The sequence below is a fragment of the Neorhizobium sp. T6_25 genome (genome assembly GCF_002968555.1).
Taxonomy (GTDB): domain Bacteria; phylum Pseudomonadota; class Alphaproteobacteria; order Rhizobiales; family Rhizobiaceae; genus Neorhizobium.
On sequence record NZ_PVBL01000008.1, the window covers coordinates 106,656 to 123,020 of the forward strand.

At 62.1% G+C, this 16,365-nt stretch carries 16 protein-coding genes; 4 read left to right on the plus strand and 12 right to left on the minus strand.

The window, feature by feature from the left end; translation table 11 throughout:
- Positions 1 to 34 precede the first annotated feature (34 nt).
- The 3 genes from C5L10_RS13140 (at position 35) to C5L10_RS13150 (ending at position 3,339) form a co-directional block, all read left to right on the plus strand.
- Positions 35 to 556 carry a TRAP transporter small permease gene (locus C5L10_RS13140; protein ID WP_105416586.1) on the plus strand — a complete coding sequence of 174 codons (522 nt, stop codon included), beginning with the start codon at positions 35 to 37 and terminating at the stop codon, positions 554 to 556.
- Entirely contained in the window at positions 556 to 1,836 is a 1,281-nt protein-coding gene (locus C5L10_RS13145; RefSeq protein ID WP_105430031.1) for a TRAP transporter large permease, read from the plus strand. Before C5L10_RS13140 ends, C5L10_RS13145 begins: the two co-directional genes overlap by 1 nt.
- A gap of 69 nt (positions 1,837 to 1,905) precedes the next feature.
- Positions 1,906 to 3,339, plus strand: a complete 1,434-nt coding sequence (locus C5L10_RS13150; protein ID WP_105430032.1) for an aldehyde dehydrogenase family protein — start codon at positions 1,906 to 1,908, stop codon at positions 3,337 to 3,339.
- A gap of 60 nt (positions 3,340 to 3,399) precedes the next feature.
- On the opposite strand, the gene msrA is transcribed toward C5L10_RS13150, so the two are convergent.
- From msrA to C5L10_RS13190, 8 genes are all read right to left on the minus strand, one after another.
- A complete protein-coding gene (gene msrA / locus C5L10_RS13155) occupies positions 3,400 to 3,921 on the minus strand; it encodes a peptide-methionine (S)-S-oxide reductase MsrA (RefSeq protein ID WP_046625719.1) in 522 nt (173 codons plus the stop codon).
- A 74-nt stretch (positions 3,922 to 3,995) separates the two neighbouring features.
- The gene (locus C5L10_RS13160; protein ID WP_105430033.1) at positions 3,996 to 4,688 is read right to left on the minus strand and encodes a hypothetical protein; all 693 of its coding nucleotides are present in this window, start codon (positions 4,686 to 4,688) and stop codon (positions 3,996 to 3,998) included.
- Positions 4,689 to 4,696: 8 nt separating this feature from the next.
- Positions 4,697 to 5,749, minus strand: coding sequence for an ABC transporter ATP-binding protein (locus C5L10_RS13165; RefSeq protein WP_105430034.1), 1,053 nt, complete (start codon positions 5,747 to 5,749; stop codon positions 4,697 to 4,699).
- Between the two features lie 49 nt (positions 5,750 to 5,798).
- Entirely contained in the window at positions 5,799 to 6,641 is an 843-nt protein-coding gene (locus C5L10_RS13170; protein WP_105430035.1) for a carbohydrate ABC transporter permease, read from the minus strand.
- On the minus strand, positions 6,631 to 7,563 hold the full coding sequence (locus tag C5L10_RS13175; RefSeq protein WP_105430036.1) for a carbohydrate ABC transporter permease: 933 nt from the start codon (positions 7,561 to 7,563) through the stop codon (positions 6,631 to 6,633). Before C5L10_RS13175 ends, C5L10_RS13170 begins: the two co-directional genes overlap by 11 nt.
- Before the next feature lie 11 nt (positions 7,564 to 7,574).
- Complete coding sequence (locus C5L10_RS13180) at positions 7,575 to 8,858, minus strand: sugar ABC transporter substrate-binding protein (RefSeq protein WP_105430037.1); 1,284 nt, start codon at positions 8,856 to 8,858, stop codon at positions 7,575 to 7,577.
- Positions 8,859 to 8,907: 49 nt separating this feature from the next.
- Positions 8,908 to 10,509: an FAD-dependent oxidoreductase gene (locus C5L10_RS13185; RefSeq protein ID WP_105430157.1), complete on the minus strand. Its 1,602-nt coding sequence runs from the start codon at positions 10,507 to 10,509 to the stop codon at positions 8,908 to 8,910.
- Between the two features lie 14 nt (positions 10,510 to 10,523).
- Positions 10,524 to 11,555, minus strand: coding sequence for a LacI family DNA-binding transcriptional regulator (locus C5L10_RS13190; RefSeq protein ID WP_105430038.1), 1,032 nt, complete (start codon positions 11,553 to 11,555; stop codon positions 10,524 to 10,526).
- 107 nt (positions 11,556 to 11,662) lie between these two features.
- On the opposite strand from C5L10_RS13190, the gene C5L10_RS13195 reads away from it, so the two are divergent.
- Entirely contained in the window at positions 11,663 to 12,322 is a 660-nt protein-coding gene (locus C5L10_RS13195) for an SGNH/GDSL hydrolase family protein (RefSeq protein ID WP_105430039.1), read from the plus strand.
- 66 nt (positions 12,323 to 12,388) lie between these two features.
- Here the strand turns inward: C5L10_RS13195 and C5L10_RS13200 are convergent, their stop codons facing one another.
- Genes C5L10_RS13200 through C5L10_RS13215 form a run of 4 tightly spaced genes read right to left on the minus strand, consistent with a single transcriptional unit; the run spans position 12,389 to position 16,259 of the window.
- A complete protein-coding gene (locus tag C5L10_RS13200; protein ID WP_105430040.1) occupies positions 12,389 to 13,570 on the minus strand; it encodes a mandelate racemase/muconate lactonizing enzyme family protein in 1,182 nt (393 codons plus the stop codon).
- Between the two features lie 10 nt (positions 13,571 to 13,580).
- The gene (locus C5L10_RS13205) at positions 13,581 to 14,492 is read right to left on the minus strand and encodes a dihydrodipicolinate synthase family protein (RefSeq protein WP_105430041.1); all 912 of its coding nucleotides are present in this window, start codon (positions 14,490 to 14,492) and stop codon (positions 13,581 to 13,583) included.
- Complete coding sequence (locus C5L10_RS13210) at positions 14,489 to 15,325, minus strand: carbohydrate ABC transporter permease (RefSeq protein ID WP_105430042.1); 837 nt, start codon at positions 15,323 to 15,325, stop codon at positions 14,489 to 14,491. Before C5L10_RS13210 ends, C5L10_RS13205 begins: the two co-directional genes overlap by 4 nt.
- Before the next feature lies 1 nt (position 15,326).
- Positions 15,327 to 16,259 carry a carbohydrate ABC transporter permease gene (locus C5L10_RS13215; RefSeq protein WP_105400640.1) on the minus strand — a complete coding sequence of 311 codons (933 nt, stop codon included), beginning with the start codon at positions 16,257 to 16,259 and terminating at the stop codon, positions 15,327 to 15,329.
- Positions 16,260 to 16,365 lie beyond the last annotated feature (106 nt).

The following is a 16,365-nucleotide window of genomic DNA, read 5'->3' on the forward strand; positions in this document are numbered from 1 at the left end:
CCGGCAGCCTTGCTGCCGCGAAGAGGACAGGATCATGAGAAAATTCATGCTGGCCATAAAGCCCTATCTGGGCGGGCTTAGCCGCATATCACTTTATATCTCCGGCATCGGCATGATCGCCATGACCCTCATCGTCGGCTGGCAGGTGTTCGGGCGTTATGTCCTGAACGACTCGCCGAGCTGGTCCGAGCCGCTGTCGCTCTATCTGATGTCCTGGTTCATCATGCTCGGAGCCGCCGTCGGCGTGCGTGAGAGCGTGCATCTCGGGCTCGATATCGTTCGCTACGTCATGCCGCCGGCAATCCAGAAGGCTATGGACCTCCTGAGCCTGGGCCTGATCGTGCTCTTCGGCATTGGCATGGCCTATTATTCGACGCTGCTGGCCATGGGTACCTGGTCGGCCACCATTCCCGTTCTCGGCTGGCCGGGCGGCACCGATTTCTTCCCGATGATCGTCGGCGGCGCCATGATCTCCCTTTTCGCTCTGGAGCGCTTCGTCGACGTCGCCATCGGCGAGGAAGTTGCTGCCGACGTACTCGTGCAGGAGGCTGCGTAATGGCCTACGCCATTCTTTTCGGTTCGTTCACATTCCTCATGCTGGTCGGCATGCCGATCGCCTTCTGCCTCGGCATCGCCTCCTTCGCGACGGTCCTCTACATGGGCCTGCCGCCGATCGTCGTCTTCCAGCAGCTGAATTCCGGCATGAACGTCTTCGCCATGATGGCGATCCCGTTCTTCATCTTCGCCGGCGACCTGATGGTGCGCGGCGGCATCGCGCAGAGGCTGATCCGTTTCGCCGCAGGCCTTGTCGGCCATATGCGCGGTGGTCTCGGCCAGGTCAACGTCGTCGCATCGACGCTGTTCGGCGGCATCTCGGGTTCGGCCGTGGCGGACGCGTCGGCCGTCGGCGGATTGATGATCCCGCAAATGGCTGCGCGCGGTTACGACAGGGACTATGCAGTCAACGTGACGGCCAACGCCGCCATCATCGCGCTGATGATCCCGCCCTCGCACAACATGATCCTCTATTCGATCGCAGCCGGCGGCAACGTCTCCGTCGCCGACCTCTTCACCGCCGGCATCGTTCCCGGCCTGCTGCTCGCCGGAGCGCTGATGTTCACCGCCTGGTGGGTTGCCGTAAAACGCGGTTATCCGGCCGACCCCTTCCCGGGCTTCGCCCGCGTCGGTTATTACCTGCTGGCTTCGCTGCCGGGCATCCTTCTGATCGCCATCATCTTCGGCGGCGTCCGCTCCGGCGTGTTCACGGCAACGGAAAGCTCCTGCATTGCTGTCATCTACGCTTTCCTCGTTGCGATGCTCGTCTATCGAGAGCTGAACTGGGAAGGTTTCGTCGAGGCCGTCATGGGTGCCGTGCGCACCACCGCCATGGTGCTGCTGGTCATCGGCACCGCGGCCGCGTTCGGCTGGCTGATGGCATTCCTGCAGGTCCAGACGCTGATCATCGCGGCAATCAGCGCGGTGTCGGACAATCCGATCATCGTTCTCCTGATGATCAACGTCATCCTGCTGGTCCTCGGCACGTTCATGGACATGGCGCCGATGGTCATCATCTCGACGCCGATCCTGCTCCCCGTCGTCAAGGCATTCGGCATCGATCCGGTCCATTTCGGCGTCATCATGATCCTCAACGCCGGCATCGGCCTCAACACACCGCCGGTCGGAACCGTGCTCTTCGTCAGTTGCGCGGTCGGCGGCATCACGATACGTGAAGCGATGCGCACAATCTGGCCTTTCTTCGGAGCCAGCATCGCAGTATTGCTGCTCGTGACTTACATCCCTGCCCTGTCGCTCTGGCTGCCAAGCGTTTTCAGGTAAGCGACTGAACAAGCTCTATCTGACGGTCCCGCCGCCATGGCGGGGCCTTTCACATGAAAGGAGAGGTCCATGACCATCTACCAGAACCTGATCGCCGGCGAATGGGTCGGCTCGGACGCCTCGAAGAACATCAACCCGTCCGACACGAATGATGTCGTGGGCATGTATGCCCAGGGCAGCGCCGAAGACGCCAAACAGGCGATCGCCGCAGCAAAGGCAGCATTCCCCGCCTGGTCGCGTTCCGGCATCCTCGAACGCCACGCCATCCTCAGAAAGGCCTCCGACGAAATCCTCGCCCGCAAGGACGAACTCGGCGCGCTTCTCGCCCGCGAGGAAGGCAAGATCCTTCCCGAAGCGACCGGCGAAGTCATCCGCGCCGCCCAGATTTTTGATTTCTTCGCCGGCGAAGCGCTGCGCCTGACCGGCGAACTGGTGCCGTCTGCCCGTCCGAATATCGGCGTCGAGATCACCCGCGAACCGCTCGGCGTCATTGGTATCATCACGCCGTGGAATTTCCCGATCGCCATCCCCGCATGGAAGATCGCGCCGGCGCTCTGCTACGGCAACACCGTCGTCTTCAAGCCTGCCGATCTCGTACCTGGCTGCGGCTGGGCGATCGTCGACATCCTCCACCGCGCCGGCCTGCCGAAGGGCGTCCTGAACCTCGTCATGGGCCGCGGCTCGGTCGTCGGTCAGGCCATGCTCGACAGCCCGGATCTCGCCGGCATCACGTTTACCGGCTCCACCGGCACCGGCAAGCGCGTTGCGCTCGCTTCGATCGAGCATAACCGCAAGTTCCAGCTCGAAATGGGCGGCAAGAACCCGATGATCGTCCTCGACGACGCGGACCTCAACGTCGCCGTCGAAGCGGCCGCCAATTCGGGCTTCTTCTCGACCGGCCAGCGTTGCACCGCCTCCTCGCGCCTGATCGTGACGGAAGGCATCCACGACAAGTTCGTCGCAGCACTCACCGAGAAGCTGAAGACGATCAACGTCGACAACGCCATGAAGGCCGGCAGCCATATGGGCCCGGTCGTCGACGACAAGCAGCTGAAGCAGGACACCGACTATATCGAGATCGGCAAGAACGAGGGCGCCAAGCTCGCCTTCGGCGGCGAACTCGTGAAGCGCGACACGCCCGGCTTCTATCTGCAGCCGACGCTGTTCACCGAAGCGACCAACCAGATGCGGATTTCGCGCGAGGAAATCTTCGGACCGGTCGCTTCCGTCATCCGGGTGAAGAACTACGAGGAAGCGCTGGCAACGGCCAACGACACACCGTTCGGCCTGTCGGCCGGCATCGCCACCACCAGCCTCAAGCATGCGACGCATTTCAAGCGCAACTCCGAGGCAGGCATGGTGATGGTCAACCTCCCGACCGCCGGCGTCGATTTCCACGTGCCGTTCGGCGGCCGTAAGGCTTCGTCCTTCGGGCCGCGCGAGCAGGGCAAGTATGCCGCCGAGTTCTTCACCGTGGTGAAGACCGCCTACACGCTCGCCTAAACAAAAAAAGGCGCTGCCATCTCGAGATGGCAGCGCCTTCAATTCGGAAATCAAGACAGCTTATTCGGCAGCAACGCTGGCACGCTTCGGCAGCTTCCAGTTCGGACGCGGGAAATGGCAGGTATAGCCGTTCGGATAACGCTCCAGGTAATCCTGATGCTCCGGTTCTGCCTGCCAGAAATCACCAACCGGCTCCACTTCCGTCACCACCTTGCCCGGCCATAGGCCCGATGCGTTGACATCGGCGATCGTGTCTTCGGCGACGCGTTTCTGCTCGTCGTTCTCGTAATAGATCGCGGAACGATAGCTCATGCCGATATCGTTGCCCTGGCGGTTCTTGGTCGACGGATCATGGATCTGGAAGAAGAATTCAAGGATATCGCGATAGCTGGTCTTGGCCGGATCGAAGATGATCTCGATCGCTTCGGCATGGGTGCCGTGATTGCGGTAGGTCGCGTTCGGCACGTCGCCGCCGCTATAGCCGACGCGGGTCGAAACCACGCCGGGCAGACGCCGGATCAGGTCCTGCATGCCCCAGAAACAACCCCCGGCCAGAACGGCCCGTTCGGTAGACGTCGTCATGCTTTCCTCCTTCGGTTTTGGATTTGCACCTAAAATGGCGATCCGACGGAAGAAATTCAATCCATCGCCACCACTCAGCCAGTTGTCGCCTCGGCGATCGGACGCACCGCCTCCTCCAGGCTCTTCGGCGTCGTACCGGTGACGATGACACCGAGCAGCGGCGCAGCAATGCCGGCCGCCTTCAGCCTTGCCATATCGCCGGCCACGAAACGCTTCTGGCTCGGCGCGATGACCGGAATGCCGGCCTTCGAGGTGATTTCCCTGTAGCGGTCAAGATCGGTCTCGTTGAGCGGCTTGCCGTAATCGGCAAACGACGCGACGGACGCCTCCATCATGGCGCCGGGAATGGCGACGATGGTCTTCAGGTCCTCGTCAGTGCTTTTCTCGCCGAGCGCCGGGATCGGGCGGAGCTTCGACTGCAGCAGATGCGGCCGAAGATGGTCGAAATAGACATTGAACCCTTCAAAACCAAGATCCGCCAAGGCATCGAGCTCGTCGGGCGCCGGCACCGTCTCCTGGCCGGCCATTACTAGCAGCGGCACCCCGAGCGGCGCCAGCGTCTCGAAAAACGGCCGTTCCTCGGCAAAACTGCCGAATGTCGTGCCGGTCGCGCGGTGATAGGCGTTGAGATGCACCTTGATCGCAAAGGCCCCTGCCCCGATCGCCGCCTTGGCAAGATCGAGGTCGTGCCGGGCGAGCGAGACGATGACCGGGAGTTCGCCACCGCGCAGCGCCTTGGTGAGCCTGGTTTCGGGATAGTTCGGCATGACGGCCCTCAGTTCAGACGCTGGCCGCCATCGGCGGCGAAGAGATGGACATTGCCGAGTTCCGGCCGCACCCGGATCGTCGCTCCCGGCGACAACGATACCCGTTCGCGAAACACGCCGGTCACCAGTGTCTCGCCAAGCTTCATCGTCACCTGCGTCTCGGACCCCATCGGCTCGACCAGCACGATTTCCGCCGGCACGCCGCTGTCGTCCAGGGCAAAATGTTCGGGACGAATGCCGTAGACCATCTTTCGGTCCTTGTGCCCGTGCGCTGCCTCGGGCAGCGGCAGCAAAATACCGGGCGCGGAGAAACCTTCAGGCGTAATCGTGCCGGTCAAAAAATTCATCGACGGCGAGCCGATGAAGCCCGCCACGAACTGGTTGGCCGGCCGGTCGTAAAGGTCGAGCGGTGCGCCGATCTGCTCGACCCGGCCGCCGTTCAGCACGACGATCTTGTCGGCCATGGTCATCGCCTCGACCTGATCGTGGGTGACGTAAATCGTCGTGGTCTTCAGCCTCTGGTGCAGGCTTTTGATCTCGCCGCGCATGACGACGCGCAGTTTCGCGTCAAGATTGGAAAGCGGCTCATCGAACAGGAACACCTTGGGATCGCGCACGATCGCCCGGCCCATCGCGACGCGCTGGCGCTGGCCGCCGGAAAGCTGGCGGGGATAGCGGTCGAGCAGCGGCGCGAGGCCGAGAATGTCGGCTGCCCATTTCACCCGTTCGGCGATCTCCGCCTTGCTGCCGCCGCGGTGTTCCAGCGAGAATCCCATATTGGTCGCGACCGTCATATGCGGATAAAGCGCATAGTTCTGGAAGACCATGGCGATGTCGCGGTCCTTGGGGTCGAGATCGTTGACCACCCGCCCGCCGATATTCACCTCGCCGCCGGTAATTGTCTCCAGCCCGGCGACCATTCTGAGCAGGGTGGACTTGCCGCAGCCGGACGGGCCGACCAGCACCACGAACTCGCCGTCGGTGATGCCGAGGTCGATGCCGTGGATGATGTCGACGGCGCCATAGCTCTTGCGGACATTGGAAAGGGTAACTTCAGCCATCAATCAGATTTCCGTTTCTTCAGCCCCAGTGTTTCAAAAGGTGAGTTTTTCAACCCTTAAGGCCGGTATGCGCGAGCCCTTCGACGAATTGCTTCTGCGCGATGATGAAGACGATGAGAACGGGCAGCGCCGTCAGGGTCGCGGCGGCAAGCTGGATGTTCCACATCGGCCCGCCATAGGCGTCCGTATATTGCGTCAGCGCCTGCGGCAGCGTGAATTTGTCGGCACTCGACAGGAACACGATCGGTTCCAGGTAGAGATTCCAGGAATGCAGGAAGGTGAAGATCGCCACCGACGCAAGCGCCGGCCTTGCAAGCGGCAAGGCGATCTTGCAAAAAATCTTGAAGCGTCCGAGGCCATCGACCCGCGCCGCCTCTTCGAGCTCGACGGGCAGCGCAATGAAGAACTGCCGCATCACGAATGTCGCGAACACGCTCGGCGCACCGAAGATCGGCACTAGGATCAGCGGCCAATGGGTATTGACCATGCCCGCCTTCAGAAACATCTGGAAAAGCGGCACGATCGTCACTTCCGATGGGATCAGGAGCCCGAGCAGCACGACCATGAAGATCGCATTGGCGAACGGAAACTTGATGCGCGCGAAGGCATAACCTGCCATGGAGGACACGACCATCGTGCCGATCGTCACCAGTGCGGCGATATAGGCCGAATTCCAGTACTGCTTCACGAAGGGCTGCAATTCGAAGACCTTCGAATAGGTCGTCCAGTCGTAGCTTTCCGGCAGGAGCTGCGGCGGAAAGGCAAAAATGTCGCTGATCGGCTTTACCGACGACGTCACCATCCACCAGGTCGGAAAGACGAAGGGGATCAGGAGAACGCAGAGCAGGCCGTAGAGAAACACTTGTCTGCGCGGAGAGAGCTCAGCTTTCATAAAAAACGATCCTCTTGCGCATCTGCCACTGGGCGAAGGTGAGCACGGCGACAATCACGAACAGCATGATCGACAGCGTCGAGCCGTAGCCGAAGAAATGGAACTGGAAGGCCTGCTGGTAGAGATAATAGACGAGCACCGTGGTGGTCAGGCCCGGCCCGCCTTGCGTCAGCACCGCGATCTGCGCGAACACCTGCAGCGAACCGACGATGGTGATGATCGAGGTCAAAAGAATGGTCGGGCTGATCAGCGGCAGGGTGATGCGACGGAACTGCTTGAAGCGCGGTGCGCCGTCGATGCGGGCCGCCTCGTAGAGCTCGTTCGGCACGCCCTGGAGAGCGGCGAGGAACAGGATCATGTTGAGGCCGACATTCTTGAACACCTGCACCACGATGACCGAGATCATCGCCGTTACCGGTTCGCGCAGCCAGTTCGGCCCGTCGATGCCGAAGACGAGCAGCACGCCGTTGATGCCGCCGTTCTTCTGCAGCAGGAAACCCCAGACGATCGTCCAGGCGACCAGCGACACGACGACCGGCGAGAAGAACAGCGTGCGGAAGATGGTGATGCCGGCGAGCTTCTGGTTGAGCAGCACCGCAAGCAGCAGTGCCAGGGTCAGGTTGAAGATCACCAGCCCAGCGGAAAAGATCGCCGTCGCCCCGAGCACCGAAGGCAGGCTCGTGTCTTCGAGAAGCATCTGGTAGTTCGCAAGGCCGGTATAGGTGAAGGTATTGGCGAGCACGTTCCACTCGTGCAGCGAATACCAGAAGACGAGGCAGAGCGGGATCAGCACGAAAAGCGTGATCCCGATCAGTTGCGGGGCGATGAAGAGAAACCCGGCGAGGCTGTCGCGCCGCGCGACCGTCCAGAACGACGATGAGGAACGACCTTCCGGACGGGCGGTTTGCTGCACGACAGCCATGGGCTATCCCCTTAGCGCTTCAGAAGCGGGCCGATCTGGCCGCAGATCTGCTGGAGGGCTGCCGGGATATTCGCATCCGGACGCCAGACGGCGTCGAGGCCCGAACGAACCACCTGCTGGATCTGTGCAAAGCCCGTATGGCCCGGAATGACCTTGCCGGTGGCAATGCCCGAGATCACGACCTTGTCGATCTGCTCCTGGCTCAGCAGCGGATTGGTCTTCTTCAGCACTTCGGCGTTCAGCAGCGACTTGCGAGCCGAGGGGAAGAACTGGCTCAGCTTGGCCGAGTTTTCCGGGTTCGTCATATAGGCGACGAATTCGGCCGCCGTCTTGGCGTTCTTGCCCGACTGCATGACGCCGACACCCGCCTGACCGATCAGCGCATAATTGCCGGCCGGCCCCTTCGGCAGCGGCACGAGATCCCAGGCGAACGGCTTGTCCTTCGGCAGCAGCGAGGCGCGGCTGATCTGGGTGATCGTCATTGCCGCATTGCCGGCGAAGAAGTCGACGCTTTCGCCGGGACCCGGCATCGCCTTGTTCTTGAAGACGGCGTTGTGAATGAAGGTCAGCGCGTCGACCATCGGCTTCTCGGTCATCGTGCAGGTCTTGCCGTCGGCGCTCCAGGGCGAAGCGCCCCAACCGTTCCAGACGGAGGCGAGGTTCTGCCAGATCTGGTAGTTGAAGTCGCGGACGATCAGGCCGCCCTTGCCGGTCTTGCCAACGGTGGATGCGGTGGCGATGGCGTTGTCCCATGTCCACTGGTTGGCTGCGATCATTTCCGCCGGCGTCTTGGCGCCGGAAGCCTTGATGAGGTCGTTGTTGACGAACATCGCAAACGGCGAGGTCGAGAACGGATAGGCAAACAGCTTGCCGTCCTTGGTCCAGCGCTCGGCGGCCGTGGCGCTCAGTTCTTCTGCATTATAGCCCTTGGTGGCCTTGAGCGTGTCCGTCAGCGGATAGAGCGCGCCGGAATTGACGAAGTCATAGGCGGCGGTCTCGAAGATCCAGGCCATGTCAGGCGCATTGCCGCCGGCGATCTGGGTCGTCAGCGCCGTCGTATAGGTATCGAAGGGCAGCGACTCATAGGTCACCGTCACGTTCGGATGGTCTTCTTTGAAGCCGGCAGCAATGTCGCTGAACAGCTTCAGATGCGCCTCGTTGGCGCTCCAGATGGTCATGCGCAGGTTGACCGCGTCCTGGGCGTTGGCGATGCCGCTCCCCACGGGCGAAATGCCGAGCGGCACGGCAACCGCGATTGCGGCGACCGCCGATTTCAATGCCTTGTAATAGTTCATTCCCGTTCCTCCTCCAAAGATTGGTTTGATAGACAGGCTCCTGGCCGTCCTAATAAGCGGCGACGTCCGGCCAGCGCATTTCGATGCCTTCACGGGTCAGCTCTCTCTGGAAATTCTGGAGCTTCTCGTCGTTTTCCTGGACCTGATGCGGCGTGAGATTTTTGTCGAGGCAATGCGCCGCGAGCATGCCGGCGACTTCGCCGATATTCCATTCGACCGGATGCAGCCGGTAGCTGCCGTTGGTGATGTGGGTCGTGCCGATATTCTTGCCGGCCGGAATGAGGTTCTTCACCCGTTGCGGCAGCAATGCGCCGAGCGGGATCTCGAACGGGCAGGACGGCACGTCGATATAGTTGTCGCCGCCGGTCGAGGGATGCAGATCGATCCGGTACATGCCGATGCCGATGCTGTCGCGGTAGTTGACCGCGCCCTTTTCGCCCCGCACCGAATAGGACAGGTCCTGCTCGACGATGCGGGTAACCGGCTTGATGCGGCGGCTCTCGCGGATATAGGGAGCCATGGCCAGCCCGTGTTCGGTGCCGGTAACGTCTCCGCGCAGGCGAAGCCCCGGAAAACCCTGGCCGCCATCGACGCGCGGCGCTTCGGTCTGCAGCCAGTAGAACAGCGAATAGGAGAGGTCGGCAGCCGATTTCAGCTGCTTTGCCTTGTCCTCTTCGGAAAGGTCGATGATCGTGCCTTCCATGTAGTCGATCATCGGCCAGTTCACGAGGCAGATGTCTGAGGCGTAGGCGCCGGCCACGAAGTTGTTGCGCGCCGCGATGCGCCGGAAGATCCACAGGTTCTCGTCGCCGCCGCCCTTGCGCTGGTCGGCATCGACGGCGAGCGGATCGTCATTCGGATTGGGCGTGAACGAGCGGGTGGTGAAATCCAGCGTGCGCGGATGCGGGGCGGTGAAGCCGAGCAAAGGGCCGCCCCAGAAATGCGGCTGGTACGCGCGCCAGTAGTCGTAATTTTCCGGCTTGTCGATCGTCTGGTCGCCGTCGACGTGATCGATCGCAAAGCAGATCGACACGGCCTGGACATTGTCCGGCTGCGTTTCAGATGGCGCACTCGGCTCGCCGGTGTCGGACTGGGCCTCGAAGCCCTTCACATATTCCGTGCCGGTTATCGGCAGCAGATCGCCGAGTTCCGTTGCATCGAGGATATAGGCGGCGGAGATGCTGATCTCCCGTCCCGTGTCGCGATGCCGAACGGTAACGGAACGCACCGTATCCCCGTCGACATCGGCAGCGACCGGGCGATAGGGCTGCAGCACCTTCAGCTTGCCGGCGCCGCGATAAGGCATCAGCATCGCTTCCATGACGGCGAGACTGACGCGCGGTTCGGCGCAGATGCGGCTGACCCAGCCGGCACCGGGATTGAGGTCACCCCAGGCGCGTGCGCCCTCGGTCAACGGATAGTGGTCACGGTAATACTGGCGGATGCCGCTACGCAGCTTTCGGTAAGAGCGGGTGATGCCGAATTGCTCGACCCAGGTATGTTCGTCGGAAGGCACCGCCTGGCTGGTCAGCTGGCCGCCGATCCAGTCGAACTCCTCGGTCATGATCACGCTGCGGCCGGCCCGACATGCACCAAGTGCTGCCGCAACGCCGCCAAGACCGCCGCCTACCACCAGAATATCCGTATGCATCTCTGTCACGTTGATCATGTCCGTCTTTTTGCGGGTCCAAGGGTTTCCCCCTCGACCGGTTCACAGGTCAGAAGAATTTGGCTGCCGGCATCGCCGCTCTCGATGCGGCGCACCAGCATCGCAGTCGCCTGCCGGCCCATCTCCTCGCGGGGGATGTCGAAGGCGGTGAACTGCACATGGCTGCGTTCGGCGCGGATATGGCTGCCTAGCACGACGGCGGAAAAGTCACCGGGAATGGACAGGCCGCGTGCGCGGGCAGCCGCCTCGACGCGCACCGCATCGGCGAGCTCGACGAAGAAGGCGACGGTCGCACCGCTGCCGAAAAGAGCGTCCAGTATCTCGTCTGCCGCACGTCCCACCGTTTCGATACGCAGGACAAGCTCGAGACCGTTGCCGAGGGCTCCGTCGAAGCCCGACCACCGATCGGCAGTCGATTCCGCCGGTCCCGGCGGGCCGATATAGGCAAGCTTCGAATGCCCGAGCGCCCTTGCCTTCTCGACGAGCGCCCGCGTGCCGTTCGCATAATCGCCGCCGACATAGGGAACCGGCCCGCCGGCGTCCTCGCGTCGACCGATCGCCACGAACGGATAGTCGCCGGATACCAGCCGCGTCAGCTCAGTGCGGTCGAATTCGCGGCCGAGCACGAGGCAGCCATCGGCGATCCTCAAGCGATTGCCATCGGCAAAGATTTTTCGATCCTGCCCGACGCCTGCGCCGGTCAGGAGCAGAAGGTCGTAATTCTGGATCTGCGCCTCTTCCTCGATGCCGAGCAGGAAGGGCGTGAAGAAGTCCGCTTGGGCGCTCGGAAAGGCCGGCTCGTAGGTGAACACGCCGAGAATGCGGTTCAGTCCCTTCGCCATCCGGCGCGCAATCGGATCGGCAACGTAGCCGGTGGTGCGGATGACCTGCTGGACGCGCTCGCGGGTCTCCTGCGGAATACGCGCCAGAGCTGTTGGCGCGCCGTTCAGCACAAGCGAAACGGTCGCCTGGCTGACGCCGGCCAGTTTCGCAATGTCGTGCTGAGTCAAACGCTTAGGCGCAGCCACGCAACATCCTCCCTCTCTCCGCTTGACTGCTAATGCGTATTAGCAGCTAATACGTATAAACAAGATTATGGCGGCGGCTGTCAAGCGGGAAAATGAAGGAAAAGTTGATGAGGTTTGCGGAGCATTTGAAATCGCTGGAAATTTCCGGCACCCGCGTATTCGGCGACAGCATCACCGCCGGCTTCAACGCCTCGCGGGCCGAACTTGCCTGGCCGGCACTGTTTGCCAGTGCGGTCGAAGGCTTCCCAATCCGCAATCACGCCATCCCGGGAACGGTGCTGCAGGGCTCAAAGCTTGTCGATGGAAAGCCGAGGTCGAACAACGGTGTCGGGAGGTTTGTTCAAGCACTTCTTGATCGGCCGCACGAGGACGCGATCCTGATCCTCTACGGCTACAATGACGGCCGCTACACGGCGGCTCCCGAGACCATGAGTGTCGCAGGCTTCGTGCGGGATTATAGTCGTATCCTGAAGGCGCTGATCGCTGCCGGGCATGGGCAAAGGATCGCGATCGGCAGCCCACCTTATATTCCGGATGTCGGATTTTCGGTTGGAAGTGCAGGGTTCACCGGCCAGACCCGCGAGGGTTTCGAGCGTTATGTGGAAGCGGTCCGCGAGCTTGCCCGGCAATTTTCGGTTTTCTATGCCCCGGTCTACGAACGGATGATGGAGCATGGCGACGGCCTCCTCGCCTCGCCCGACATCACCCACCCCAACGATGCCGGCCACCGGGTGATCTTCGAAACGTTCAGGGATGCCGCTCGGTGACGATCTCTGACCGCCGGCGCCTCCATGCGACGACGAGCCTTTCAGCGGTTACGGCGTTCGCCCCTGTCACCGCCTGACGACAAACTCGAACACTTCTTCCTTCGGCTCGACGCCGAGACCGGTACCGGTCGGCACCACATAGGTGCCCTCGCCCGAAGCCATGTCGCCCTTCGTATAGGTAAGGTTCCGGTCGAAGATCGAGTGCTGGTATTCGTGATAGGGCACGTTCTGCAGCGCCGACGACGCCTGCAGGCTCGCCGCCATGAAAATGCCGACGCTGATCGAGGCGTGCGGCATGATGTTCATGTGAAAGGCCTGCGCCATCTGGCCGATGCGGATGAATTCGGTGATGCCCGTGTGGCCCATTTCCGGCTGCACGATGCTCATTGCCCGTTTTTCGAAGCGCGGCCTGTATTCATAGGTGGTGCGCAGCTCCTCGCCGAGCGCCAGCGGCACGCCGATGCCGGCCGCCACCCGCGCCTGGCCTTCCAGGTTTTCCGGCTGCACCGGCGCCTCGGCAAAATAGAGATTGTAGGGTTCCAGGCGGCGGATGATGCGGATCGCCTCGCCCGCCTCGAATTTCCAGTGCAGGTCGACCATCAGGTCGATATCGGGGCCGACCGCTTCGCGCAGAGCCGCCATTTCCTTGACGATATCCTCCTCGGAGACCACCGCCGCGAACTTGATGCCCTTGTAGCCCTTGCCGACCCAATGGACGGCCAGATCGCAACGCTCCTTCAGCGCCGCTTTCGGCAGGCCGGAGACATAGGCGCGGATCGTATCATGCCGCCGCCCGCCGAGCAGCGTCGAGACAGGCACGTTTAGGTTCTTGCCGGTCAAATCCCAGAGCGCGATGTCGACGCCTGCCAGCGCGTCGAGATAATAGCCGCCGAAGAAACCCCGTACCCGCATCAGGTCGTAGAGGTCCTCGTGGATGACCGCCGCATCGCCCGGATCGCGGCCGATGATAACGGGGCCGAGCACGTCGTCGATGATCGCCTTGGTCGCCTCCGGCGCGACGATCCCATAACACTCGCCCCAGCCGACCTTGCCGCTCTCGCCGGTGACCTTGATCAGCAGTGTCATGTCGGTCGAGGGATAGATGGTGCGGTTGCCCTTGCGGATCAGGTAACCGCGCGCGTTGATCGCCTCACCTTCCTTCAGCGGTCCGAGATAGGGCACCTCGCGGGGAATGGAGATGATGAAGGTCTCGACCGAGACGATCGCATCGACGACGTTTTTCGGCATGGGTTCCAGCTCAGTTCGGCTTGTGATTGGTATAGGGCAGATCGGCTTCGGCCAGAAGCAACGCCAGTTCCTTGGCATCGCCCTCGTCGAATTTCGGCCCCTTGCCGCGGACGAACGTGTGCTTGATGACACCGCGCCGGCGCAGCACTTCCTTGGTCATATGCATGCGAAAGATCGCCTGGAAATTCAGAAGCGGCAGCGAGACGTTGTAGAGTTTTCGCGTCGTCGCGACATCGCCCTTCTGCCAGGCATGAATCATCTGAGCGTGGATATCGGCAAGCTCGGCGGCGGGCATGGTGCCGGCCGCACCGCGCGCCAGTTCGTCGGTGACATATCGCCCGCCGGCACCGCCGAAGATCGCGTCGAGCGAACCGTTGGCCGCCGCCTTGATCCGGGTCAGATGCTGGCCGCAGGGCGCAGTCTCTTCCTTGACGTAGCGGATTTCCGGCACGGCATTGGCAACGGCCGCCACCTCTTCCGGCGTCAGGCCCGCGCCGATCGGCTTCGGCTGGTTCTGCAACATGATCGGCACGCCGGCATTGGCAGCGACTTGCTTGAAATAAGCAGTCTGGGCGGCAATGTCGTTACCGAGCGACAACGGCGCCATCACCATGGCCGCGCCTGCCCCGATCTCGGCTGCCTGCGCCACGTGTCTAGCCGCAGCCATCGGATCCGGATCGCTGGCGCCGATGATGATCGGGATGCGCCCGCCGATCCGCTCCGCCAGCAGTTCCACCTGCCGCCTGCGCTCCTCCGGCGTCAGCGTGTCCACCTCGCTGGCGACACCAGGATACACGACGCCGTCCACGTTGCTCTTCAGCGCGAAGTCGATGATCGACCGGAAATCCGCCTCGTCGATCGATCCGTCGTCACGGAACGGTGTGGGAAGAACGGGGAAAGCCCCGGCAAGGATCTTGCTCATTTGACTGCTCCGGCGGTGACGCCCTGAATGAAATAGCGTTGGAGGAACATAAAGGCCACGACGATGGGTGCAGACGCGATCAGCGATGCCGCCATGGCGCCGCCCCAGTCGGAATTGACCTCGTTGAGATAGGTGAGAAGCAGGCCCGGCCCGATCGTGCGCTTCTCGTCCGAGACGATCAGCGTCATCGAATAGAGAAGGTCGTTCCACGACCACATGAAGGAATAGAGAAAGACCGTGACGATAGGCGGGATCGAGATCGGGATGACGATCGTGTGGAAGATCCTGAGATCGCTCGCGCCATCCGCCCGCGCCGCATCGATCAGCTCGTCCGGCACCTGGGTAAAGTAGCTATAGAGCATGTAGGTCGAGACCGGCAGCGCAAAGACGATGTAGCTGAGGATCAGTCCCGGCCTTGTGTCGAGCAGGTTCAGTTCGCTCATCAGCGGATAGATGGAGATCAGCAGCAGGCCGAACGGGAACATCTGCGCCGAGAGCATGAACAACATCACCGGTTGGCGGCCGAAATAGCGGTATTTGGCGAAGCTGAAGCCGGCATAGAGCGCCAGAAGGGTGACCAGCGCGGCGCTGCAGGTCGAGGTGATCAGGCTGTTCATCAGGTACATCGGCAGTTTGCCGGTGGTCAGCGCCCGGATGAAATGCTCAAGGCTCGGCATGGTCGGAAACGGCGTCGGCACGACCCGGTAGAGCTCGGCATTCGCCTTCAGGGACGAGATCACCAGCCAGTAGAGCGGGAAGAACAGGAAGAAGCCGATCACAGCAAGGGCGGCAAAGAAGACCATTTTTGCCTGACGGGAGGAAAGGTCGAACATCTCAGTTTCCTTTCACCAGCATGCGCAGATAGAGGAAGGCAGGCGGCAGGAGCGCCGCGACCCAGAGCACGCCGACGGCGGAGGCAAAGCCGATATCCCACTGCTCGAAAGCGCGGCGATAGACCTCGACGGACAGAACCGTCGTCGCCCGCACCGGACCGCCACCGGTCAGCGCATAGATCGTATCGAACTGCTGCAGATTGCCGATCACGCCGAGAACCACGACGATCATCAGGACCGGTCGCAGATGCGGCAGGATATGGTCGCGCAGCACCGCCCAGTTGCCGGCGCCGTCGACGCGGGCGGCATCGATCTGCTCCTTGTCGAGGTTCTGCAGGCCGGCCAGGAAAAAGGACATGAAAAGCGGGATGGAGAGCCAGATCTTGGTCAGCACCACCGCGAGCATGGCGCCTTCAGGCGTCGACAACCAGGCCTGCGGGTAGTCGATCAGGCCAAGCTCCATCAGGAAGGCGTTCAGCACGCCGTAGCGGGAATTGAAGATCCAGCCCCAGATGAAGGCGCTGACCGTCGAGGGCAGCACCCAGGGCAGCAGCGACAGCGACCGCAACACCGCGCGGCCGGCAAACGGCTGGTTCATGATCAACGCCCAGCCGAGACCGGCGACCAGCGTGCCCGTTGTCGTCAACACCACATAGATGGCCGTCGTCCAGAACGCCACCCAGACATCGGGATCCGATGCGATCTTATAAAAATTCTCGAAGCCGATGAAACGCGGCTCCATCATCTCGACGGTGTATTCGAACAGCGACAGGCCAAGCGCCGACAGAAACGGATAGAGGATCACCGCAGCAAAGGCGATCGCCGCCGGCAGCAGCAGAAGCAGCCCGATGCGGTTCTGCCCCGCTTTCAGGCCCCCGCGGTTCGCATGCGGCGAGACCGGATAGGCACCGACATTGTTTTCGATCACGGCCATGGGTTCATTTCCTGTAGATATCATTATGCCAGCAGCCACGGAGCACGCCCCCTCACCCGGCCTCCGCTGCGCTCGGCCACCCTCTCCCCGCTGGGGAGAGGAGGGA

Coding starts and splice junctions, on each gene's coding strand:
- C5L10_RS13140 (WP_105416586.1), top strand. CDS start 35: ATGAGAAAATTCATGCTGGCCATAAAGCCCTATCTGGGCGGGCTTAGC.
- C5L10_RS13145 (WP_105430031.1), top strand. CDS start 556: ATGGCCTACGCCATTCTTTTCGGTTCGTTCACATTCCTCATGCTGGTC.
- C5L10_RS13150 (WP_105430032.1), top strand. CDS start 1,906: ATGACCATCTACCAGAACCTGATCGCCGGCGAATGGGTCGGCTCGGAC.
- msrA (WP_046625719.1), bottom strand. CDS start 3,921: ATGACGACGTCTACCGAACGGGCCGTTCTGGCCGGGGGTTGTTTCTGG.
- C5L10_RS13160 (WP_105430033.1), bottom strand. CDS start 4,688: ATGCCGAACTATCCCGAAACCAGGCTCACCAAGGCGCTGCGCGGTGGC.
- C5L10_RS13165 (WP_105430034.1), bottom strand. CDS start 5,749: ATGGCTGAAGTTACCCTTTCCAATGTCCGCAAGAGCTATGGCGCCGTC.
- C5L10_RS13170 (WP_105430035.1), bottom strand. CDS start 6,641: ATGAAAGCTGAGCTCTCTCCGCGCAGACAAGTGTTTCTCTACGGCCTG.
- C5L10_RS13175 (WP_105430036.1), bottom strand. CDS start 7,563: ATGGCTGTCGTGCAGCAAACCGCCCGTCCGGAAGGTCGTTCCTCATCG.
- C5L10_RS13180 (WP_105430037.1), bottom strand. CDS start 8,858: ATGAACTATTACAAGGCATTGAAATCGGCGGTCGCCGCAATCGCGGTT.
- C5L10_RS13185 (WP_105430157.1), bottom strand. CDS start 10,509: ATGCATACGGATATTCTGGTGGTAGGCGGCGGTCTTGGCGGCGTTGCG.
- C5L10_RS13195 (WP_105430039.1), top strand. CDS start 11,663: ATGAGGTTTGCGGAGCATTTGAAATCGCTGGAAATTTCCGGCACCCGC.
- C5L10_RS13200 (WP_105430040.1), bottom strand. CDS start 13,570: ATGCCGAAAAACGTCGTCGATGCGATCGTCTCGGTCGAGACCTTCATC.
- C5L10_RS13205 (WP_105430041.1), bottom strand. CDS start 14,492: ATGAGCAAGATCCTTGCCGGGGCTTTCCCCGTTCTTCCCACACCGTTC.
- C5L10_RS13210 (WP_105430042.1), bottom strand. CDS start 15,325: ATGTTCGACCTTTCCTCCCGTCAGGCAAAAATGGTCTTCTTTGCCGCC.
- C5L10_RS13215 (WP_105400640.1), bottom strand. CDS start 16,259: ATGGCCGTGATCGAAAACAATGTCGGTGCCTATCCGGTCTCGCCGCAT.